The organism is Leifsonia sp. Y862 (assembly GCF_057669585.1).
In genome coordinates, this window is sequence record NZ_JBYHFR010000001.1 from 1195522 (window position 1) to 1216985 (window position 21464).

A 21464-nucleotide genomic window follows, 5' to 3' on the forward strand; every position below is an offset into this window, starting at 1 on the left:
GCCAGGAACTTGGGTTAGACCGACAGGAACTCGGTGAGGGTGCGAATGGGGTCGCTGGTCACCAGCGCCTCACCGACGAGGACAACGTCGGCGCCTGCGGCGCGATAGTGGGCGACGTCGGCAGCGGTCTTCACCGCTGATTCTGCAATGCGAACGATGCCGGAGGGAATCTGGTCTGCCAGGGAGCCGAAGAGGTCCTGGTCAAGTTCGAACGTCGAGAGGTTTCGTGCATTGACGCCGATGACGCCGGCGCCGATGTCGATCGCCCTGCTCACCTCGTCGGCGCTGTGTGTCTCGACGAGTGCCGTCATGCCGAGCTCACGGATGAGATCGTGCAGTGAGCTGAGCACCTGCTGGTCGAGCGCGGCCACAATGAGCAACACAAGGTCGGCCCCAGCAGCGCGTGCTTCGAAGACCTGGTAAGGGTCGCCAATGAAGTCCTTGCGGAGAACCGGGATGGAGACCGCAGCGCGGACCTGCTCCAGGTCGTCCAGCGAGCCCTTGAAACGGCGGCCTTCCGTGAGCACACTGATGGCGCTTGCGCCACCAGTCTCGTACGACAACGCCAGGGAGGCCGGATCACGGATCTCGGCCAGCGCACCACGAGACGGGCTGGCCCGCTTGACCTCTGCGATGATCTTGACCTGGTCGGCCGGCGAGAGTGCGTGAAGCGCGTCGAGCGCCGGTCGCTGCGCGAGGGCAGCGGCTTCAACGCTGGCAAACGACCGGGTTGCACGACGCATGTCTGCGTCTGCGAGTGCCCCGGCCAGGAGGTCGTTCAGCACTGTGATCCGTTCAGCACGTGGTCAGTGACCGCTTGGCGCGGTCGTGTCGACTCCGTATCCAACGCGAGCGAGGATCCAACCTACGATTGCGCCGACGACGAGGAGGCCGGCCGAAGCCCAGACCAACCACTGAACGTCAAAAAAGAATGCGACTGTGCCGATGGTGAAAGCCACCAGCATGATCGTGACAGCGGTCCATGCCGCCGGCGAATGGCCGTGACCAGGGTCTACTGACTCGACGCTCATTGTTCTCCTCTTTACGCTTTCAAGTGCAGGTTTTAGTCTAGCGGTTCGAAACGGGCTGGATCAGTCACGATGCCCCCGCCTGGGTGGTTCTTCGCCGTAATTACGGAGCTGTGGGGTCTTCGCCGCGGCTCAGTTCGTCCCAGTCAACCACGGCATCCGCTGCGGCATCGGCTTCGGAATCGGCTTCGGGGCCGGCTTCAGCGGTCACGCCCAACGCGCCATCCGCTGCCACAGCCGCGTTTCCCGTGGCGTGGGTCGCTGCCAGCGCAGCCGCCGAGGCGGCATCAACGGGGGCAAGGGCAACGGGCTGGAAACGCTTGGTCGGACCAGGCCACCGGCGCGCGGTCACGATCACGGCCAGTCCGGCGATGAGCATGAGCACGGCACCGACGATGGCCACGTACGGCCAGGCCGTGACTGACGCGTCGGTCACGGTGAGCAGGATCGAGTGGTTCCCCGCGATTCCGGTGGCCTCTGTCACGGCCGGCCCACTGGCGGCTGCTGGGGACTGCACGACGCTGACCGATGCGATGAACACGGACACCCCGATGAGAATCTCCAGAACGCCGAGAATCAGGCGGATGACCGGACCGGCGATCGTGAGCGCGCCGGCCAGGGCGATGCCCGCCAGCGCAAGGGCGGTCAGCGCCGGCGATGCCGTTGCGCCGTCGACGGTCAGCGCGATCTCGCTGCCGGTATCCGCTCCGATGGTGACGTGTACCCAGTTTTGTGTCCACGCGAGGAGAACCACGGCGCTGGAGACCAGGATGAAGAGGATCAAGCCGAGCTTGATCCGGCGTGCACTCTGCACTAGTTGACCCTTCGCATTGCGTTGGCGACGGCAACGGCGCGCAGTGGCGCAGCTGCCTTGTTCAGTGATTCCTGGTATTCGGATGCCGGGTCGGAGTCGGCGACGAGGCCGCCGCCTGCCTGCACCCTGGCCACGCCGTTCGCGATCGTCGCGGTGCGGATGGCGATGGCGAGGTCGGCGTCTCCGGCGAACCCGAAGTAGCCGACGACTCCCCCGTACACGCCGCGCTGTGCCGGCTCGAGGGCATCGATGATCTCCAGCGCGCGTGGCTTCGGCGCTCCGGAAAGTGTGCCAGCTGGGAACGTTGCCCGGAAAACATCGATGGCGCTCTTGTCTGGCAGCAGGTTTCCTTCGACGGACGAGACCAGGTGCATGATGTGGCTGAAGCGCTCAATGCGCATGAACTCCGTCACCTCGACGGACCCAGCTGCACAGACCTTCGCCAGGTCGTTGCGCGACAGGTCGACGAGCATCAGGTGCTCTGCGCGTTCCTTGGCGTCTCCGACGAGTTCGGTTTCAAAGTCTGCGTCGGCCTCAGGGGTGGTGCCGCGTGGCTTCGAACCGGCGATCGGATGCGTGAAAACGCGGTCGTTCTGCACCTTCACCAGCGCCTCCGGCGAGGACCCAACGATCCAGTACGGCTCGTTGCTCGGTGATTCGAGGCTGAGCAGGTACATGTACGGGCTCGGGTTCAGGCTGCGAAGCACCCGGTAGACGTCGATCGGGTGTGCGGTGCACTCCTGGTCGAAGCGCTGCGAGATGACGACCTGGAAGATGTCGCCGTCGACGATGTGCTGCTTGGCCGTATCGACGGATGCCAGGAAGTCGGCTTTCTCCGTGCGGTGCGTCGGGTTCGGCGCCGTCGACAGGTCGACGTCGGCCAGCCAGGCCTCTGCCGGCTGTGCAAGGCGAGCCTGCAGCGAATCAAGCCTGGTTTGAGCATCCGCCCACTGCTCATCAGCGGACTGCACGCCGTCGTTCAGCACATTGGCGATGAGCTGCACAGTGCCGTACTTGTGGTCGATGACAACGAGGTCAGCGACAAAGCTGAACGCCTGGCCGGGAACCGAGTAGTCGGCGGGGGGCTGGTGCGGCAGGCGTTCGATCTGCCTGATCGCCTCCCAGCCGATGAAGCCGACGAGACCGCCGGTGAGCGGCGGGTGCTCAGGCAGCCGCGGGGTCTGCCACTGCTCGTACAGGTGCGCGAGGGCGACAAGAGGTCCGCGCTCGATGGTGTCGCCGAGGGCGCGTTCGGCAGAGAGGCCGTAGTCGAGCCAGCGCACCTCGTCGTCGTGCTGGGTGAGCACGCCGAACGACGAGACTCCGACGAACGAGAAGCGCGACCAGATGCCGCCCTGCTCTGCTGACTCGAGCAGGAAGCTGCCCGGCGTGCCGTTGGCAAGCTTGCGGTAGATGCCGACAGGGGTTTCACCGTCTGCGAACAATTCCCTGATCACAGGGATGACGCGATGGCCGCTGGCACGATCGGCCAGCGCAGCGAACTGCTCCTGCGTGGTGGAGCCGGCTGTCTGGCCGAAACCCGCACTCATGCTGCAGCTCCCTCGACGACATCGATACCGCGTCCATCGAAGCAGGTGCGGCTGCCCGTGTGGCAGGCTGCCCCGACCTGTTCGACCTCAACGAGCAGCGTGTCGTCGTCGCAGTCGAGGGCGGCTGAGCGCACGAACTGGGCGTGCCCCGATGTGTCGCCCTTCCGCCAGTATTCCTGGCGGCTGCGCGACCAGAACGTCACGCGCCCCTCGGTGAGAGTGCGACGCAACGCCTCTGCATCCATCCAGCCGAGCATGAGCACCTCACGGGTGTCCCACTGCTGGATGATCGCGGGAAGCAGCCCATCGGCGTTGAACGCCGCTCGCGAGAGTGCCTCATTGGCATCCATCAACGCGGCATCCATCAGCGCACCACCATTCCGGCCTCTGCCAGTTCCTGTTTGACGTCATTGATCGTCAATTCCCTATTGTGGAAAACGGATGCCGCAAGCACAGCATCCGCGCCGGCCGCGATCGCGGGCGGGAAGTCTGACGCCTTGCCTGCGCCGCCTGACGCGATCACGGGCACGCTGCTGATGGACCGCATCAGCGCAATGAGCTCTGTGTCGAACCCCTGCTTGGTCCCGTCGGCGTCGATGGAGTTGACGAGCAACTCCCCCGCGCCCAGTTCGATGGCCTCTGCAGCCCAGGCCAGGGCGTCGAGATCGGTCTCTGTGCGCCCGCCGTGCGTGGTCACCACGAAGCCGGATTCTGTACGGTCTGAACGTTTGACATCGAGTGAGAGCACCAGCACCTGGGCGCCGAACCTGTCGGCGATCTCGGTGAGCAGTGCTGGGCGCGCGATGGCAGCACTGTTCACGCCCACCTTGTCTGCACCGCTGGCCTGCAGGCGCGACACGTCTTCGACGCTACGGATGCCGCCGCCGACGGTGAGCGGGATGAAGACCTGCTCTGCCGTGGCGCGCACCACGTCGTAGGTGGTGGCTCGGTTGTCGACGGTCGCGGAGACGTCGAGGAACGTCAGTTCGTCTGCGCCCTGCTCTGCGTAGAGCTTGGCGAGTTCGACAGGATCACCCGCATCCCGCAGGTTCTGGAAATTGACGCCCTTGACGACACGGCCATTGGCCACGTCGAGGCACGGAATGACGCGTACGGACAGTGTCACGATGCCCCCTCCACTACAGGCGCGCGTTGTGGATGCTGCTGACCAGGATGGCGCGTGCGCCAAGCTCGTAGAGCGCATCCATGACGTTGTTCATGTCGGTGCGCGGGAGCATGACCCGCACGGCGACCCACTCAGGGTCGTGCAGCGATGACACCGTCGGTGACTCGATGCCTCGAGCGAGTTCGCAGGCTGCGTCGAGTTTGTTCTTCGGGATGTCGTAATCCATCAGCACATACTGGCGTGCGACGAGAACGCCCTGCAGGCGGCGCAGCAGCGTCGCGATGCCCGGGTTCTCGTTGGTCGAGCTGATCAGCACTGCGGTCGACTCGAGGATGACGGGTCCGAAGATCTCGAGGCCGGCCTTCTTCAGGGTCGAGCCGGTGGAGACGACGTCGGCGACGGCATCCGCTACGCCGAGCTGCACGGCGGATTCGACGGCGCCGTCGAGGGTGACGAGTTCGACACTCACGTCGTGCGTGGCGAGGAACGAACCGACGAGGCCAGGGTAGCTGGTGGCGACGCGGAGGCCCTGCAGATCGGAGAGCTGCGTGAACCGACCGGCGGGGCCTGCGAAGCGGAAGGTGGATGAGCCGAAATCGAGGCTGGCGATCTCTGCGGCACTCGAGTGCGAGTCGAGGAGCAGGTCGCGGCCGGTGATGCCGACGTCAAGCGCACCTGAGCCGACGTAGGTGGCGATGTCGCGGGGACGCAGGTAGAAGAATTCGACGTTGTTGCGCGGGTCGGAGACGACGAGGTCTCGCGGGTCGCGCCGGCCGGTGTATCCGGCCTCGAACAGCATCTGGGCGGCGGTTTCGGACAGCGAACCCTTGTTGGGTATCGCAATTCTGAGCGTTGAGCTACTGGGCATGGCGTTACTTTCTGAGATCATGATCGACTGTTTTCTGTAGCGGTGGGTGACCGTTTACAGATGTCGGTAGATGTCAGCGGGACTCAGTCCCTTGGCCAGCATGATGACCTGCAGGTGGTAGATGAGCTGGGAGATCTCCTCCGCCGTCTCATCATCGCTCTGGTACTCGGCCGCCATCCATACTTCGGCGGCCTCCTCCACAATTTTCTTTCCGATGGCGTGAACGCCCGCATCCAGTTCCCGGACCGTCCCTGAACCAACGGGCCTGGTTTCTGCCTTCTCGCGGAGTTCAGCAAAAAGCTCGTCGAAATTCTTCACAGGTACAGGTTACTAGGCTCTGCTGGGCGTCACCGGCGCACGCGTCTCCGGCATCGTTGCGAGGGGCGCGCTAGTGGGCGTGGGTGTGTGCGTCGGCCGTGGCTCGCAGCAGCGCGATCTGCTCTGCAGGGTCGCCCCTGAAGACAGCGGATCCGGCGACGAAGGTGTTCGCGCCTGCTTCAGCCGCGATGCCGATCGTGTCGACCGTGACGCCGCCGTCGACCTGCATCCAGACATCTAGACCCGCGCTCTCGACGGCAGCCGAGAGCGTGCGGAGCTTCGGCATCGTCGATTCCATGAAGCTCTGGCCGCCGAAGCCTGGCTCCACCGTCATGATCAGCACCTGGTCGAACTCCGGCAGCAACTCGAGGTACGGCTCAATGGCCGTGCCTGGCTTCAGCGCGATTCCGGCCCGCGAGCCGATGGAGCGGAGTTTTCGAGCCAGCGTGACGGCATCCGCTGCCGCCTCTGCGTGGAACGTCACAGAGAACGCGCCGGCCTCGGCGTAACCGGGAGCCCAGCGGTCCGGGTCGTCGATCATGAGGTGCACGTCGAGCGGGATCGGCGACACCTCCTGCAGGCGCTGCACCATCGGCAGGCCGAAGGTGAGGTTCGGCACGAAGTGGTTGTCCATGATGTCGACGTGCACGAGGTCAGCGGTGCTGATGCGACCCAGTTCGCTTTCGAAATTGGCGAAGTCGGCAGCGAGGATGCTGGGGTTGATTCTGGTCGGCATTGTCGGCTCCTGGATCAGCTGGTGCGTTCGATGAGGGTGATGAACATGGCGTCCGTGCCCTGGCGGTGCGGCCAGAGCTGCACACTTGTGCCGCCGTCTGGCAGGTCGAGTTCGGTGCGGCTCACCGATCGTACGACAGCAGTGGTATCGAGTTCTGTGGCGCGACCGCTCCACTTCTTCAGGGCGGTGGCCACGATGCCACGGGTCTCGGCGATGTGCGGAGAGCACGTGACATACGCGAGGATGCCGCCGGGCTTCAGCGCACCGAGGGCGCTGTCGATGAGCGACGACTGCAGGCCGGAGAGCGCAGCGACGTCGCTCGGCTGCTTGCGCCAGCGTGCTTCAGGGCGACGGCGCAGGGCGCCGAGGCCGGTGCACGGTGCGTCGAGCAGGATGCGGTCGAAGGCCTCTGGATGCTTCTGGCCGATCGTGGTGCCGTCAAGCTCCCAGACCGGAACGTCCTCTGGAACGGCGGCCAGGGCATTCCGCACCAGTTGAGCCCTGGCTGGGACGATCTCGTTGGCGATGAGTTCCGCGCCGCCCAGCGCGGCCTCTGCTGCGAGCAGCACGGCCTTGCCGCCAGGGCCCGCACACAGGTCGAGCCATCGCTCGCCCTGTTGCACGGCACGGGCACGGGACAGTGCGAGGGCGGCAAGCTGCGAGCCCTCATCCTGCACGCGCACCTGGCCGTCGAAGTACGTGACCATGTCGAGGGGGTCTCCCCCGTCGAGCACGAACCCGGTCGGCGAGTACAGGTCTGGCTCCCCCAGGGTCAGCACCTCTTCGGCCGGAACCAGGCCTGGCAGGGCAACCATGTTGACGCGCGGCGCTGCGTTGTCGGCAGCCAGCAGGTCGACGAGCTCATGCTCACGACCCTCGGCCTTCAACGACTGGCGGAATGCACGTACCACCCACGCCGGGTGCGAGTACTCGGCGGCGAGGCGGTCGTCGACTGTCGTTGCCTCTGAGAGCACGCGTTCGCGCCACTCGTCGGCGCTCGTGCGGGAGATGGTGCGGAGCACCCCGTTGCAGAAGCCAACAGCCGACCGCGATGCCACCTGGCGAGCCAGCGACACCGATTCGTTCACGGCGGCGTGCGTTGCGACTCGGGTGGAGAGCAGCTGGTGCGTACCGAGGCGCAGCACGTCGAGCACCGCTGGATCGATAGCGGTGACCGGGCGGGCCGCCGCCAGGGAGATCACGCGGTCGTAGTAGCCCTGCATCCGGAGGGTGCCGTAGGTGAGCTCTGTGGCGAGCCCGGCATCGGCCGAGTTCAGCGCTGCGCGATTGATCTTGGTGGGGAGCAGCAGGTTCGCGTATGCGTCAGACTCACGCACGGCAGCGATCACCTCGTATGCAACCCGCCTGGCCGGCTGCACGAAGTCGGCCGGGGGCCGGGACTGCGACCGCGAGGCCTGCCCTGACCCTGAGCGGTCGCTGCGCTGGCCGCCGTTCCGCTGAGCTGGACGCCCCTTGGTGCTGTCGTCGCCGCTCATGATGCCACCACTTCTTCTGTTGCGAGTCCGCGCCACCAGTCGGTGGCACGCATAGGTTTCTTGCCGGCCGGCTGCACCGTCACGAGCTCAAGGGCCGTCGTTCCAGTGCCGATGAGAACCGCGCCATCCACCAAGCGGATGACGCCGGCTGGCAGCGAGACGTCTCCCACTTCCGTTGCCGGGCGCGCCAGCTGAATCAGCTTCAGGCGCGTATCGCCGATCATCGTGAACGCACCGGGTTCCGGCGTGACGCCGCGGACCCGCTGGTAGACGGCATCCGCTGTTGTGGTCCAGTCGATGCGCGCATCGGTGAGGCCGAGTTTGGGGGCCAGGGTGACCTCTCCGACCTGCTCCAGCGACCTGGCTGTTCCGTCGGCCAGCTGGTCGACTACACGCACGAGCAGCTCTGCGCCGCTCACCCCGAGGGATTCGAGCAGCTCGCCGGCCGTCTGGTCAGCACCGATCCGCTCGTGGATCATGCCGAAGACCGGTCCGGCATCCAGTGCGGGAACCAGCTGGAAGACGGCAGCGCCGGTCTCCTGCTCGCCGGCAATGACGGCGTGCTGAACGGGCGCCGCTCCGCGCCATCGCGGCAGCAGGGAGAAGTGCAGGTTGATCCAGCCGAGCCTCGGCACCGACAGCAGGGGCTCGCGGACGAGTCCCCCATAGGCGACGATGACACCGAGGTCTGGCTGGATGGCACGAACGGCCTCTGTCGCCGCGTCGTCGAGCCGGTTGGCCTTGATGAGAGGGATGCCGTTGCTCGCCGCGACAGTCGCGACGGGTGAGGGCGTGAGAACGCGCTTCCGTCCGAGTTCGGCGTCTTGCCGGGTGATGACCGCTGCCACCTCGTGGTCGGAGGCGATGAGCGCTTCCAGGGAAGGGACCGCGGGCAGCGGAGTGCCAGCGAAGACGAGTTTCATGGTGAGAACAGCTCCGGGTTGAAGAATCAGATCCGAGTATCGAGATGCTTGTCACATCGGGCGACACTCCTTGCGTCTATTCTCCGGCACGAGCAGGACCTCCGCGAACTCCCACGGGTCGCGTGGCAGATGTCAGGCAGCGGATACGACACGGTTTTGAGCATTTACCCCATGTGGCCGCGGGGCGGCAATGCCTTGTCCAACTTGTACACCGGACGTACCGTATCGGCGGATCAACATGAACCAGCTTGACCGTGAATACCACCCATCATCGGAGGAACTATGTATTTTCACGTGCAGCAATTGATCAACGAGATCGCGGTTGACGAGCCGGATCCAGCCGCCGCCAACGCCCTGCAGGAAGGCCTCGGTGGCCAGTTCGGCGAGATGCGCACCATGATGCAATACCTGTTTCAGAGCATTAATTTCCGCGGCCCGAACGCCAAACCGTACCGTGACCTGTTGCAGGGCATCGGAACAGAAGAGATCAGTCATGTGGAGTTGATCGGCACGACGATCTCCCGGCTACTCGACGGGTCACCGCGTTATAAGGGCAAGCTGACCGACCCGCTTGACACCCCGGGCGCGAAGGGGGCAACGCCCCTGAAGATTGCATTGTCAGAGAGCAACATCCACCACTACCTGGTCGGCGCGCAGGGTGCATTGCCCGTGGATGCTGCTGGCAATCCGTGGAGCGGCAGCTACGTCTACAACTCCGGGAACCTGGTACTCGACCTGATCTACAACCTCATGCTCGAGTCGACGGGTCGGTTGCAGAAGTGTCGGATCTACGAGATGACGGACAACGCCACCGCGCGGTCAACCATCGCCTACCTGATTGTGCGCGACCAGGCGCACGAGAACGCGTACGCGAAGGCGCTCGAGACGCTCGGCGTCAATTGGAAAGCGACTCTGCCGATACCGAAGACCAACGCAGAGAAGTTCCCCGAAGTGAAGCGGCTGGTCGACCTCGGACTGCAGAGCAAGCAATACACGTTCGACCTCGCGGACCAGTCAGAGGCCGGCCGCATCTTCCAGGGGCTCTCGCCCTCTGGGGACGGTACAACCCTCGACGCCAGCGAGCAGGCTCCTGAGGGAGTCCCGTCGGTGATCGCCGCCGAACGGCTCGAGGAGTTCTCGCCAGGGCTCGACCCTGCGCTGCTTGAACTGATCGAGGCCACCGCGGTCATGGAGATGGCTGAGGTCGACATGTCGTTCGGCCCGCTTGCCGGCGGCGCATCGGCCAGCACGGCATCCGCCAAGCCCAGCGCCACATAGCAACGCGGTCGCGTTTGAGCTGTCGTCGTGACGGGGCCTCGCATTCACTGGGGGTCCCGTCCTCGCTGTCTACCGACTGATCAGTTGCAGCCGCTAGCCGAACTCCGGGTCGTCGAACCGCACCTTGAGCGTCGGGGTCGGCACAAAGGCGGCGCCCCCTGTTCGTTTTCGACGCTGCGAGGCATTGCGTACCACGGCCGCCTTCAGGCTGTGGGCAACGGCGTCGCCTGAGGCGTACGCGAATCGCACGACAGCACGCACCTTGCCCGCATCGGCAGGCACGGGACCGAGCACGTCGATGCCGGGCTGGTCGCTGAATTCGGTGACAGCTGCGGCGACATCGGCGTCTGTGCCGATCACAGAGGCCACCCGAACCGCTGGCGGGAACCTGAGCGTCCGGCGGTCGGCGAGCTCGCTGCCCGCGTACGCCTCCGGCTGCCAGGTGTTGAGCGCGCGCGCCAGGTCGCCCCCGACGCCGACGAGCACGACGGATGCTCCTGGCGCTGCCATAGCCGCGGCATTCGACCACCAGCGCAGGCAATCTTCGCCAACGCGCAGTGACTCACGGGCCAGCATCCGCTCACCGTCGAGCAGCAGGATCGCACGATAGCCGCCGGTGGGGATCGGCTCAGCACCGCGGGTCGCGATCACCAGGGCAGGACTCGCGCCGATGTTCTGGATGGTGTGTTCGCCGTCGGCGATGACGATGAGTACCCCAGGGAACGCCCGGCCCAGTTCTTCGGCCGTGCGCGCGGTGCCCACCGTGACGAGACGGAACGTGCGGCCTTCGCAGTGACTGCACTGCCACGAGACAGCCAGGGCGCCGCACAGGCGGCACGACGGCGTCGCGCCCTTGGTGGCCAGGCCGAGCGGTCCCTGGCAGTGGGTGCAGCGCGCGGACTGCTTGCAGGTCTGGCAGGCGAGCACAGGCGCATAGCCAGGGCTGGCAACCTGCACGAGGACGGGGCCGAAAGCCAGAGCTTCTTTGGCGGCCCGCCAGGCAGCGGTGGGGATTCGTGCCACCCTGGCCTGCTCGTCGTCAGACGCCTGGTACGCGGTGGGGATGACTTTCGGGTGCACGACCCGCTCTGGATGAATCTCGCCCAGCCAGCCGAGCTCAACGAGCCTGTGGGTCTCCACACTGCGGGAATGACCGAAGAAGGCCAGCGCGCAGCCGGATTCCTGCTGGCGCACAAGCGCGGCATCCCTGGCATGCACGTACGGGCTGTGCAGCTCGGCGTGTAGCGGGTCGCCGTCGTCCCAGAGAGCGATGAGGCCGAGGTTGTGGGCAGGGGCATACACGGCAGATCGGTTGCCGATCACAATGCGGGGTTCCGGCTCGAGGCAGGCGAGGAAGGCGCGATAGCGCTCTGCTCCCGTCTGTCTGGCATCGACCCTGCTGACGCTTGACGCCGGAACGAGTTCGGCCAACGCGCCCTCAACCTGGTCCTGGTCGCGATAGTCGGGCAGCACGAGCAGTGCGGAGCGTCCGGAGCGGAGGGTGACGACCGCAAGTTCGGCCAGCGTGCGTGCCCAGTGGCCGACAGTGGCACCACTTGCCAGTTCGACCAGGCGCGGAACGGCCGCAACCGCGGCACGCTGCTGCTCAGCAACCAGCTGGTCGAAGACGCCGGCGCTGTACCCCTCGAAGCCGACAGCTGTCAGCGCCGACACAGCCAGGTCCGCGGGTTCAGGAGCAGGCTCTGCGCCCGCAGCATCCGCCGCCTCTGCCGCCGCAGCACGCGCGGCCAGCCAGGCCTTCTCCGCACGCACCTGTCGGTTCGGCACAGCCAAGCGGATGACATCACTCGCGTTCCCTGCGGCACGGTCGGCGAGGGCGCGGGCCAGTTTCGCCACCTCAGGGGTGAGCACCTGCACGGGCGAGACGACAGAGTCGAGTGGACTCAGCTTGCCGCTGAAGGCCACGTCAGGGGTCGCATCCGTTCCCGGCGGCAGGAGACCCTGATCGCCGTCCGAGGTCACCGCCGACGAAGCCGCAGTATCAATCACCTCGATGAGGTACCCGTCGGCGATGCGGCCGGCGCGGAACGGCACCTTCACCCGCACCCCTGGCAGGGCAACGGACTCGAGCTCCGCAGGGATGCTGTAGTCGAACAGGTGGTCGAGCTGCGGCAGCGGTGAGTCGATGAGCACCCGCGCCACACGGCCGGTGCGCGTCATCGTCAGAGCCCGGCTGCGCTTCTCAGGTCGTCGACCCTGTCGAGGCGTTCCCACGTGAAGTCGGGCAGCTCGCGGCCGAAGTGACCGTAGGTGGCCGTCTGCGCGTAGATGGGGCGCAGCAGGTCGAGTGAGCGGATGATCGCAGCCGGACGCAGGTCGAACACCTCACGGATCGCAGCGGTGATCTGGTCGTCTGGGAGCGCGCCGGTGCCGAACGTCTCCACGTACAGCCCGACGGGTGCCGCCTTGCCGATTGCGTACGCAATCTGCACCTCGAGGCGCTCGGCGAGGCCGGCGGCGACGGCGTTCTTGGCCACCCAGCGCATGGCGTACGCGGCGGAACGGTCAACCTTCGACGGGTCCTTGCCACTGAATGCGCCACCACCGTGGCGGCTCGCTCCCCCGTACGTGTCGATGATGATCTTGCGGCCGGTGAGGCCGGCGTCGCCCTGCGGGCCACCGATCTCGAAGCGGCCTGTCGGGTTGATGAGCGCGGTGGCGCCGGCTGACTCCAGCTCGACACCGGCGAGAACGGGGCGGATGACCAGCTCTTCGATCTCGGCGCGCAGGCGGTGCGTTGACACCGAAGGTGCGTGCTGCGTCGACACGACGACTGTCTCGACGGTGCGCGGGATGATGCCGTCGTAGCCGATGGTGACCTGGGTCTTGCCGTCTGGACGAAGGTAGGTGAGTTCGCCAGACTTGCGCACGGCGGCGAGGCGCTCCGCGAGGCGGTGCGCGATCCAGATGGGAATCGGCATCAGCGACGGGGTTTCTGTCGTTGCGTACCCGAACATGATGCCCTGGTCACCGGCGCCCTGTCGGTCGAAATCGTCGACGCTGTCTTCTTCGCGGGTCTCGAACGCGTTGTCGACGCCCTGGGCGATGTCGGGTGACTGGCCGCCGATGGAGATCTCGACACCGCAGGAGCGGCCATCGAACCAGACATCAGACGAGTTGTAGCCGATGTCGGTGATGGTCTTCCGCACGATGGACGGGATCTCGACGTAGGCCTCAGTCGTGACCTCGCCTGCAACGTGGACCAGGCCCGTCGTGACGAGTGTTTCCACCGCGACACGGCTGTGCGGGTCTTCCGCCAGCAGTGCGTCGAGGATTGAGTCGGAAATCTGGTCACAGATCTTGTCTGGGTGACCTTCCGTCACGGATTCGGAAGTGAAGAGGCGAAGGTCGCTCATGGGGCCCATCTGTATTAATCGAGGGAGATGCTAGTTGAGTGAGGAATCGAGCTCAACGATCACATCAAGAATGCGATTGGCCACCGACATTTTGCTGCCGGAAGCCTCTTTTACTATATCTCCGCGGGCATCGAGGATCATGACCTCATTGCGCTCTGTGGCAAAGCCCTGCGTCCAGCCCACGCGGTTCACGACGAGCAGGTCGCAGCCCTTGCGGGAAACCTTGGCGCGGCCAAGCTCCAGAAGTGCAGCGGCATCCTGCTCGGTTTCAGCCGCGAAACCGACGATGACCTGTCCTGGCTTTCGCTCGGCGACCAGGCCGGCCAGCACGTCTGGGTTCTTCACCAGCGTCAGGGTGAGGGTGTCGCCGGTGTCTTCTTTCTTGATCTTGCCTTCGCGAATCTCGTCAGGGCGGTAGTCGGCCACCGCAGCAGCCATGATGACCACGTCGGCATTCGCACTCTCTTCGCGCATGACCTGCTCAAGCTCCTGCGCCGTGCCGGCAGTGTGCACCGTGATGTTGGCCGGAACAGCCACCTCGAGGTGGGCAGCGACGAGCACAACGGATGCCCCGCGCGCAGCTGCCGCCGTCGCCAGCGCTACGCCCTGCCTGCCACTCGAGCGGTTGCCGAGGAATCTGACGGGGTCGAGTGGCTCTCTGGTGCCGCCGGCGCTGATCAGGACGCGGGTACCGACCAGGTCACGCTGGAGCGCCGGTTCGCCTTCGAGGACGGCCATGGCGCGTTCCACGATGACCTCTGGTTCTTCCATCCGGCCAGCGCCCACATCGCTGCCGGTCAACTGGCCGAAGCCAGGACCCACGATGGTGATGCCGCGGGAGCGCAGGGTCGCGACATTCGCCACTGTTGCGGCGTTGTTCCACATCTCGGTGTGCATCGCAGGAGCAATGACGATGGGAGCGGTGCTGGCCAGCACCGTGTTGCCGAGCAGGTCGTCGGCGATGCCGGCCGCAAGCTTCGCGATGGTGTTCGCGGTGGCAGGGGCGATGACGATGAGGTCGGCAGACTGGCCGATGGCCACGTGCCGCACCTCGGCGACGCCCTCGTAGAGGTCGGTGTGCACCGGGTTTCTGGATATGGCTTCCAGCGTCGGCTTGCCAACGAACCGCAGGGCGGCCTCCGTGGCAACGACGTGCACTGAGTGCCCCTGCAACACAAAAGCGCGTACGACGTTGACTGCCTTATACGCTGCGATGCCACCGGTGATACCGACGACAATCGTGCGAGGAGTCAACACCGTACGCGCTCGTGCTCAGATTTCAGTTACTCGAGGAACTACTCGACGATGGGGCGCGCAACGAGCTTGTCCTCGTTGATCTCGCGCAGTGCCACAGAAAGCGGCTTGTCGTCGATGGTCGAGTCGACCAGCGGGCCGACGTTGTCGAACAGGCTGCCCTCGTGCAGGTCAGCGTAGTAGTCGTTGATCTGACGAGCACGCTTGGACGCGAAGATGACCAGCGCGTACTTGGAGTCGACCTTGGACAGCAGGTCGTCGATGGGCGGGTCAATGATGCCAGTGGGCTTGGTAGCCATTGGTGACACTCCTTAAGTGCAGTTTTTGTGCAACGAGCAGTTCTGCAATCGGTGACATACGCGGTGAATATCGCGCACAAACCGGTGCTGTGGCGTCGAGCCTGACGCCGAAATCAAGGTGAATTGCGGCTTATGGGCGCGCAGATGCCTTGCGAATCTCCATCAAGTCTACGACTTCTCTGGCGGCTTCGGCCACGTCATGGTTCACGACACGGAAATCGAACTCCCCCTGGGCGGCCAATTCGAGCTTCGCTGTCTCCAGTCGACGGGCCTGTTCCGCGGAATCCTCTGTGCCACGACCGATGAGTCGACGTACAAGTTCTTCCCAGCTTGGCGGCAACAAAAAGACCAGTCGAGCTTCGGGCATCGCCCGCCGCACGGCGCGAGCACCCTGCAGGTCGATCTCCAGCAGCACGCTGTCACCGTTCGCGATGGCGGCATCGACAGGTCCACGCGGAGTGCCGTACCGGTGCGCGTTGTGCACCTGTGCCCACTCCAGCATCTCGCCGGATTCGATCATGCGATCGAACTCAGCGTCGTCGACGAAGTAGTAGCTCACACCCTCAACTTCGCCCGGTCTGGGCGCACGAGTGGTGGCAGAGACCGAGAGGTGCACATCGGGGTAGTTCTCCCTGATGTAGGTGGCCACCGTGCCCTTGCCAACGGCCGTCGGGCCGGCGAGCACAATGAGCTTGCTGTCGGCATTGCCGCGCTTGGCCGTCGGCTTGGTCGAGAGGAAATCGCGCAGGCGGTCGCGCTGGTGCGTGCCGAGGCCCCCCAGTCGCTTCGATGGCGAGATGTCGAGGGATGTCATGATGCGCTCCATCTTGGTGACGCCGATGGCCGGGATGCTGGTGAGCAACTCGGTCACGCGGAGTCGGCCTTCGACGCCGGCAGGGTCTTTAACCGCTGCCGCGAGTACGTCAAGGGCGGTTCGGCGACCGGCCGCGACATCCGCTTTCACTGCTGCACGGGCCCGACGGGCCGCCACAGCTGCTTTGGATGCGGCAACGCGATCGACATCGGGGGGTGTTGGACGTTGCTCAGCCACGGACTGCTCCTGCCTCAGCTACTCGGTTCGCAATCGTGGGGGCTAGATTTGCTGGCCCTGACGACAATATACTGCGCGATTCACTCACGATAACCCCTCTGGCGTATCCGCCAAAGAGGTCATTCATGGCGCGTACGTCGCCGCCCTGGTGACCGAATCCCGGAGCCAGTACCGGAGTGAGTGCTGTTGACGGTGCAGCATCGATGTCGATGCCGTACGACGCGAGGTCGATGGTGGCGCCAAGCACGACGCCAATGGAGCCAAGCAGTCCGGTGTCGGCGGCCGCATTGCGGGCTGCGACGCCGGAGAGCACAGCGGCTGCGACGCTCTGGCCGGCGAACTCTCCATCCGCCACAATGGCCTGCTGGATCGACGGCCCCTCTGGGTTCGAGGTCGCGGACAGCACGAAGACGCCCTTTCCGCCAGCGGCAGCCAGCGCGAACGTGGAGTCGAGCGAGCCGACACCCATGTAGGCGTTGACGGTGATGGCGTCCACTTCGAGCGGGGAACCGGCAGACAGCCACGCCTGCCCGTACGCTTCGACGCTGGTCCCGAGGTCGCCGCGCTTGACGTCGGCGATCACGATGAGGCCCGCTGCACGGGCATCCGCCAGGACGCGCTCGAGCGCAACGAAGCCGGCAGAGCCGAACTTCTCGAAGAACGCGACCTGCGGTTTGACGATGCCGGCCTGGCCGGCTGTTGCTGCTATGACGGTGCGCCCAAACGATTCGGCGCCTGCCGCGGTGTCTGGCAGGCCCCATTCGTTCAGGAGCCAGGAATGTGGGTCGATGCCCACGCAGAGCGCCCCCCGCTCGGCGAACGTCTGCTCGAGACGTTCGCCGAAGCTTGGGAGGGTGGTGCTGGAGTGTTGCAGTGTCACAGAGCAGCCGCCCTGGCCAGTGCGTAGTCCTGGAGCGACGTCACGGTGAAGCCTTCCTTCACTGCGTCGATCGAGCCGACAGCTGCGCTGAGCTCGGCGATCGTGGTGAACAACGGCAGGTCGCCGGCGACAGCGGCCGCGCGGATCTCGTAGCCGTCAGCACGGGCCGAACCACCACCTGGCGTGTTGATGACGACCTGAACTTCTTCGCGCTTGATCAGCTCGACGATCGAATCATCGGATTCGCTGGTCTTCTCGCTGTACTTGCGGACGATGCGGGCGTCGATGCCATTGCGCTTCAGCACCTCTGCGGTGCCTTCGGTGGCGATGATGTCATAGCCGAGCTGCTGCAGACGCAGCACGGGGAGGATGATCGCGCGCTTGTCGCGGTCGGAGACCGAGACGAAGACCGTGCCGGAGTCGGGCATTCCGCCATAGGCGGCCAGCTGGCTCTTGGCGAACGCACGGGGGAAGTCGCGGTCGATGCCCATGACCTCGCCGGTTGAGCGCATCTCCGGGCCGAGCACGGAGTCGACGACATTGCCTTCCTTGGTGCGGAAGCGCTTGAAGGGCAGCACGGCTTCCTTCACGGCGACCGGGGCATCCATCGGAACGCGTGAGCCGTCGATCTCAGGCAGCTTGCCCTCTGCCTTCAGCTCTGCGATGGTCTTACCGACCATGATGAGTGCCGCTGCCTTGGCCAGCGTGATGCCGAGCGCCTTGGCGACGAATGGCACTGTACGCGATGCGCGCGGGTTGGCTTCGAGCACGTAGAGCACGCCGGCGCCGATTGCGAACTGCACGTTCAGCAGGCCGCGAACGCCGATTCCCTCTGCGATAGCCAGGGTGGCATCGCGCACACGGTCGATCTCTGCGCGACCGAGCGTGACGGGCGGCAGGGTGCAGCTGGAGTCACCGGAGTGGATGCCGGCCTCTTCGATGTGCTCCATGACGCCACCGATGTAGAGCTCGTGGCCGTCGTAGATCGCGTCGACGTCGATCTCGATGGCGTCGTCGAGGAACCGGTCGACCAACAGTGGGTGCGACGGGCCGATGATGCCCTGGCCGGCCATGCGGTTGAAGTAGTCGGCCAGCGAGGCGCTGTCGTAGACGATCTCCATGCCGCGACCACCGAGCACGTAGCTCGGACGCACGAGGACCGGGTAGCCGATCTCTTCTGCGATGGTGACGGCACCCGAGAAGTCGGTGGCCGTGCCGTTACGCGGAGCGAGCAGCTTGGCGTTGTCGAGGATCTCGGAGAACAGACCGCGCTCTTCAGCGAGGTCGATCGCCTCTGGCGTTGTACCGAGGATCGGGATGCCTTCGGCCTCGAGGCCCTTGGCCAGGCCGAGTGCCGTCTGGCCGCCGAGCTGCACGACCACGCCGACGAGCTCGCCGCTCTGGCTTTCGGCGTGGATGACCTCGAGCACGTCTTCGAGCGTCAGCGGCTCGAAGTACAGGCGGTCTGAGGTGTCGTAGTCGGTGGAGACCGTCTCAGGGTTGCAGTTGATCATGATCGTCTCGTAGCCGGCTTCCGACAGCGCGAACGAGGCGTGCACACAGGAGTAGTCGAACTCGACGCCCTGGCCGATGCGGTTCGGGCCTGAGCCCAGGATGACGACCTTCTTGCGGTCGCTCGGCTGGACCTCTGTCTCCTGGTCGTAGCTGGAGTAGTGGTACGGCGTGAGCGCCGGGAACTCGCCAGCACAGGTGTCGACGGTCTTGAAGACCGGGCGCACGTCGAGGATGTGACGGATCTTGCGCACATCCGCTTCGCCGAAGCCGCGGAGTTCACCGATCTGGGCGTCGGAGAAACCGTGGTCCTTCGCGGTGCGCAGCGTGTCGGTGTCGAGCGTTTCTGAGGCGGCGATGGCGTCTGCCACTTCGTTGATCAGCACGATCTGGTCGAGGAACCACGGGTCGATCTTCGTGGCTTCGAAGACCTGCTCGATGGTTGCACCCTTGCGAAGCGCCTGCTGCACGGTGACGATGCGACCGTCGGTCGGGATCTCAGCCTCGAACAACAGCTCGTCGATGGTGCGGGTCTCAGGTCCCCAGTGGAACGAGGAGCCACGCTTCTCCAGCGAGCGAAGTGCCTTCTGCAGTGCGGAGGAGAAGCTGCGACCGATGGCCATTGCCTCACCGACGGACTTCATGGTGGTGGTGAGACGCGGGTCTGCGGCCGGGAACTTCTCAAACGCGAAACGCGGAACCTTGACGACGACGTAGTCGAGCGTCGGCTCGAAGCTGGCCGGCGTGACCTTGGTGATGTCGTTCGGGATCTCGTCGAGGCGGTAGCCGATGGCCAGCTTCGCAGCGATCTTGGCGATCGGGAAGCCCGTCGCCTTTGAGGCCAGCGCTGAGGAGCGCGAGACGCGCGGGTTCATCTCGATGACGATGATGCGACCGTCTGCCGGGTCAATGGCGAACTGGATGTTGCAGCCGCCGGTGTCAACGCCGACGGCGCGGATGATGTCGATCGAGATGTCGCGGAGCTTCTGGTACTCGACATCGGTCAGGGTAAGGGCAGGGGCAACGGTGATCGAGTCTCCCGTGTGCACGCCAACGGGGTCGACGTTCTCGATGGAGCAGACGACGACCGTGTTGTCGGCCGTGTCGCGCATCATTTCGAGCTCGTACTCTTTCCAGCCGAGGATTGATTCCTCAAGCAGGACCTCGGTGTTCGGGCTCTGGTGCAGGCCGTCGCGCACGATGCGGCGCAGTTCTTCTTCGTTGTACGCGAAGCCGGAGCCGAGGCCACCCATGGTGAACGACGGGCGAACCACGAGCGGGTAGCCGAGGTCTTCGGCGAAGCCCACGGCCTCTTCAAGCGTGTGGGCGATGTGGGAGCGGGCGACGCCGGCTCCTGCAGCGATGACCAGGTCCTTGAAGATCTGGCGGTCTTCGCCCTTCTGGATCGCTTCGAACGATGCACCGATCAGTTCGACGTTGTACTTCTCGAGGATGCCGAGTTCGTGGAGCTGGATCGCCGCGTTCAGGGCCGTCTGGCCGCCCAGGGTCGGCAGGATGGCATCCGGTCGTTCCTTGATGATGATCGACTCGATGATCTCAGGGGTGATCGGCTCGATGTACGTGGCATCGGCGAAGTCGGGGTCGGTCATGATGGTGGCCGGGTTCGAGTTCACCAGGATGACGCGCACGCCTTCCTCACGCAGCACGCGGCAGGCCTGGGTGCCTGAGTAGTCGAACTCACAGGCCTGACCGATGACGATCGGACCTGATCCGATGACGAGGACGCTGTTGATATCGTCGCGCTTTGGCATTACTTCGAGTCTCCTGCTCCTGCAGCAGCCTTGTGGGCCACTACGACTTCCCTGAACCGGTCAAAAAGGTGGTTGGCGTCGTGCGGGCCAGCCGCAGACTCCGGGTGGTACTGCACAGAGAACGCGGGGATGTCGAGGCACCGGATGCCTTCAACCACGTTGTCGTTCAGGCTGTAGTGGCTCACTTCAACGCGACCGAAGCCGGCGCGCGAGTCAAGCTCGCCCTCGATGGGCATGTCAACGGCGAAGCCGTGGTTCTGCGAGGTGATCTCAACGCGACCGGTCGTCTTGTCGAGCACCGGCTGGTTGATGCCGCGGTGGCCGAATGGCAGCTTGTAGGTGCGGAAGCCGAGTGCACGGCCGAGCAGCTGGTTGCCGAAGCAGATGCCGAAGTACGGCAGGCCGGCGCGCAGGCATTCCTGCAGCAGGTCGACGTGGGCGTCGGATGCTGCTGGGTCGCCTGGTCCGTTGGAGAAAAACAGCGCGTCGGGCTTCAGGGACAGGATGTCCTTGGCCGTGATGGTCTGCGGGAGCACGAGAACTTCGAAGCCGCGCTCTGCGAGGTAGTTGAGCGTTGACTTCTTCACGCCGAGGTCGAGGACCGCGACAGACCCGATGCGCTCACCCTGGGCAGGCAGCGAGTACGGATCGACCGTCGAGACGTCGTCCGACAGGTTGCGGCCGCGCATCTGGGCTGCGTTCTGCACGAGTTCGAGCTGCTCAGAGTCCGAGAGCGAGAGCTGCTCTCCGGAGAAGATGCCAGCGCGCATGGCTCCGGCGGAGCGGATGTGGCGGGTGATGGCGCGGGTGTCCACTCCGCTGATGCCGACAACCTCGTTCGACACGAGGTCATCGTCGAGGCTGCGCTGGGCGCGGAAGTTCGACACGGTGCGCGAGGGCTCTCGCACGACGAAACCGGACACCCAGATTCGCTTCGACTCCATATCGGTGTCGTTCACACCGGTGTTGCCGATGTGCGGCGCGGTCATCATGACGATCTGGCCGGCGTATGACGGGTCGGTCAGGGTCTCCTGGTAGCCGGTCATACCGGTGGCGAAGACGATCTCACCGAGGGTCTGGCCGCGGGCGCCGTATGCCTTGCCGACGAATCGCTTGCCATCCTCGAGCACGAGTACGGCCCTGGAAGACTCTGTCGAGGGAATGCTGCCTGAGTAGCTCACG

20 protein-coding genes are annotated in these 21464 nt (G+C 65.1%); 1 reads left to right on the forward strand and 19 read right to left on the reverse strand.

Features of this window, described 5'->3' with window-relative positions:
* Positions 1-14: 14 nt before the first annotated feature.
* The 11 genes from trpC to fmt form a co-directional block, all read right to left on the reverse strand.
* Complete coding sequence (gene trpC / locus AC25Z0_RS05595) at positions 15-785, reverse strand: indole-3-glycerol phosphate synthase TrpC (RefSeq protein ID WP_488119206.1); 771 nt, start codon at positions 783-785, stop codon at positions 15-17.
* A gap of 21 nt (positions 786-806) precedes the next feature.
* Positions 807-1031: a DUF6704 family protein gene (locus tag AC25Z0_RS05600; protein WP_488119207.1), complete on the reverse strand. Its 225-nt coding sequence runs from the start codon at positions 1029-1031 to the stop codon at positions 807-809.
* Positions 1032-1131: 100 nt separating this feature from the next.
* The gene (locus tag AC25Z0_RS05605) at positions 1132-1842 is read right to left on the reverse strand and encodes a Trp biosynthesis-associated membrane protein (RefSeq protein WP_488119208.1); all 711 of its coding nucleotides are present in this window, start codon (positions 1840-1842) and stop codon (positions 1132-1134) included.
* A complete protein-coding gene (locus tag AC25Z0_RS05610; RefSeq protein WP_488132554.1) occupies positions 1842-3392 on the reverse strand; it encodes an anthranilate synthase component I in 1551 nt (516 codons plus the stop codon). Before AC25Z0_RS05610 ends, AC25Z0_RS05605 begins: the two co-directional genes overlap by 1 nt.
* Entirely contained in the window at positions 3389-3757 is a 369-nt protein-coding gene (gene hisI / locus AC25Z0_RS05615) for a phosphoribosyl-AMP cyclohydrolase (RefSeq protein ID WP_488119210.1), read from the reverse strand. Before hisI ends, AC25Z0_RS05610 begins: the two co-directional genes overlap by 4 nt.
* Positions 3757-4518, reverse strand: a complete 762-nt coding sequence (gene hisF / locus AC25Z0_RS05620) for an imidazole glycerol phosphate synthase subunit HisF (RefSeq protein WP_488119211.1) — start codon at positions 4516-4518, stop codon at positions 3757-3759. The genes hisI and hisF overlap by 1 nt, the downstream gene beginning before the upstream one ends.
* A 13-nt stretch (positions 4519-4531) precedes the next feature.
* Positions 4532-5386 carry an ATP phosphoribosyltransferase gene (gene hisG / locus AC25Z0_RS05625; RefSeq protein WP_488119212.1) on the reverse strand — a complete coding sequence of 285 codons (855 nt, stop codon included), beginning with the start codon at positions 5384-5386 and terminating at the stop codon, positions 4532-4534.
* A gap of 54 nt (positions 5387-5440) precedes the next feature.
* Positions 5441-5704 (reverse strand): phosphoribosyl-ATP diphosphatase, encoded by a 264-nt coding sequence (locus AC25Z0_RS05630; protein ID WP_488119213.1) that lies wholly within the window; start codon positions 5702-5704, stop codon positions 5441-5443.
* A 70-nt stretch (positions 5705-5774) separates the two neighbouring features.
* On the reverse strand, positions 5775-6440 hold the full coding sequence (rpe, locus tag AC25Z0_RS05635; RefSeq protein WP_488119214.1) for a ribulose-phosphate 3-epimerase: 666 nt from the start codon (positions 6438-6440) through the stop codon (positions 5775-5777).
* Positions 6441-6454: 14 nt separating this feature from the next.
* Entirely contained in the window at positions 6455-7936 is a 1482-nt protein-coding gene (locus tag AC25Z0_RS05640) for an RsmB/NOP family class I SAM-dependent RNA methyltransferase (RefSeq protein WP_488132555.1), read from the reverse strand.
* Positions 7933-8859 (reverse strand): methionyl-tRNA formyltransferase, encoded by a 927-nt coding sequence (gene fmt / locus AC25Z0_RS05645; RefSeq protein ID WP_488132556.1) that lies wholly within the window; start codon positions 8857-8859, stop codon positions 7933-7935. Before fmt ends, AC25Z0_RS05640 begins: the two co-directional genes overlap by 4 nt.
* Positions 8860-9141: 282 nt before the next feature.
* On the opposite strand from fmt, the gene AC25Z0_RS05650 reads away from it, so the two are divergent.
* Positions 9142-10137: a manganese catalase family protein gene (locus AC25Z0_RS05650; protein WP_488132557.1), complete on the forward strand. Its 996-nt coding sequence runs from the start codon at positions 9142-9144 to the stop codon at positions 10135-10137.
* A gap of 93 nt (positions 10138-10230) precedes the next feature.
* Here the strand turns inward: AC25Z0_RS05650 and AC25Z0_RS05655 are convergent, their stop codons facing one another.
* The 8 genes from AC25Z0_RS05655 to carA all read right to left on the reverse strand — a co-directional run bounded on the left by AC25Z0_RS05655 (position 10231) and on the right by carA (position 21463).
* A complete protein-coding gene (locus tag AC25Z0_RS05655; protein WP_488132558.1) occupies positions 10231-12318 on the reverse strand; it encodes a primosomal protein N' family DNA-binding protein in 2088 nt (695 codons plus the stop codon).
* Positions 12319-12320: 2 nt separating this feature from the next.
* A complete protein-coding gene (gene metK, locus AC25Z0_RS05660) occupies positions 12321-13514 on the reverse strand; it encodes a methionine adenosyltransferase (protein WP_488119219.1) in 1194 nt (397 codons plus the stop codon).
* 30 nt (positions 13515-13544) lie between these two features.
* A complete protein-coding gene (gene coaBC / locus AC25Z0_RS05665; protein ID WP_488119220.1) occupies positions 13545-14768 on the reverse strand; it encodes a bifunctional phosphopantothenoylcysteine decarboxylase/phosphopantothenate--cysteine ligase CoaBC in 1224 nt (407 codons plus the stop codon).
* A gap of 41 nt (positions 14769-14809) precedes the next feature.
* On the reverse strand, positions 14810-15067 hold the full coding sequence (gene rpoZ, locus AC25Z0_RS05670; RefSeq protein WP_488119221.1) for a DNA-directed RNA polymerase subunit omega: 258 nt from the start codon (positions 15065-15067) through the stop codon (positions 14810-14812).
* A 130-nt stretch (positions 15068-15197) separates the two neighbouring features.
* Positions 15198-16118 (reverse strand): guanylate kinase, encoded by a 921-nt coding sequence (gene gmk / locus AC25Z0_RS05675; protein ID WP_488119222.1) that lies wholly within the window; start codon positions 16116-16118, stop codon positions 15198-15200.
* The gene (pyrF, locus tag AC25Z0_RS05680) at positions 16111-16998 is read right to left on the reverse strand and encodes an orotidine-5'-phosphate decarboxylase (protein ID WP_488132559.1); all 888 of its coding nucleotides are present in this window, start codon (positions 16996-16998) and stop codon (positions 16111-16113) included. Before pyrF ends, gmk begins: the two co-directional genes overlap by 8 nt.
* Positions 16995-20282: a carbamoyl-phosphate synthase large subunit gene (carB, locus tag AC25Z0_RS05685; RefSeq protein ID WP_488119224.1), complete on the reverse strand. Its 3288-nt coding sequence runs from the start codon at positions 20280-20282 to the stop codon at positions 16995-16997. The genes pyrF and carB overlap by 4 nt, the downstream gene beginning before the upstream one ends.
* A complete protein-coding gene (gene carA / locus AC25Z0_RS05690; RefSeq protein WP_488132560.1) occupies positions 20282-21463 on the reverse strand; it encodes a glutamine-hydrolyzing carbamoyl-phosphate synthase small subunit in 1182 nt (393 codons plus the stop codon). Before carA ends, carB begins: the two co-directional genes overlap by 1 nt.
* Position 21464: the final 1 nt, after the last annotated feature.

What these genes read in the sequence shown, in the direction of transcription:
- carB (WP_488119224.1), bottom strand. Translation starts at nt 20,282, where the DNA reads ATGCCAAAGCGCGACGATATCAACAGCGTCCTCGTCATCGGATCAGGT.
- hisI (WP_488119210.1), bottom strand. Translation starts at nt 3,757, where the DNA reads ATGGATGCCGCGTTGATGGATGCCAATGAGGCACTCTCGCGAGCGGCG.
- AC25Z0_RS05610 (WP_488132554.1), bottom strand. Translation starts at nt 3,392, where the DNA reads ATGAGTGCGGGTTTCGGCCAGACAGCCGGCTCCACCACGCAGGAGCAG.
- AC25Z0_RS05655 (WP_488132558.1), bottom strand. Translation starts at nt 12,318, where the DNA reads ATGACGCGCACCGGCCGTGTGGCGCGGGTGCTCATCGACTCACCGCTG.
- AC25Z0_RS05600 (WP_488119207.1), bottom strand. Translation starts at nt 1,031, where the DNA reads ATGAGCGTCGAGTCAGTAGACCCTGGTCACGGCCATTCGCCGGCGGCA.
- metK (WP_488119219.1), bottom strand. Translation starts at nt 13,514, where the DNA reads ATGAGCGACCTTCGCCTCTTCACTTCCGAATCCGTGACGGAAGGTCAC.
- rpe (WP_488119214.1), bottom strand. Translation starts at nt 6,440, where the DNA reads ATGCCGACCAGAATCAACCCCAGCATCCTCGCTGCCGACTTCGCCAAT.
- rpoZ (WP_488119221.1), bottom strand. Translation starts at nt 15,067, where the DNA reads ATGGCTACCAAGCCCACTGGCATCATTGACCCGCCCATCGACGACCTG.
- fmt (WP_488132556.1), bottom strand. Translation starts at nt 8,859, where the DNA reads ATGAAACTCGTCTTCGCTGGCACTCCGCTGCCCGCGGTCCCTTCCCTG.
- hisG (WP_488119212.1), bottom strand. Translation starts at nt 5,386, where the DNA reads ATGCCCAGTAGCTCAACGCTCAGAATTGCGATACCCAACAAGGGTTCG.
- AC25Z0_RS05650 (WP_488132557.1), top strand. Translation starts at nt 9,142, where the DNA reads ATGTATTTTCACGTGCAGCAATTGATCAACGAGATCGCGGTTGACGAG.
- AC25Z0_RS05640 (WP_488132555.1), bottom strand. Translation starts at nt 7,936, where the DNA reads ATGAGCGGCGACGACAGCACCAAGGGGCGTCCAGCTCAGCGGAACGGC.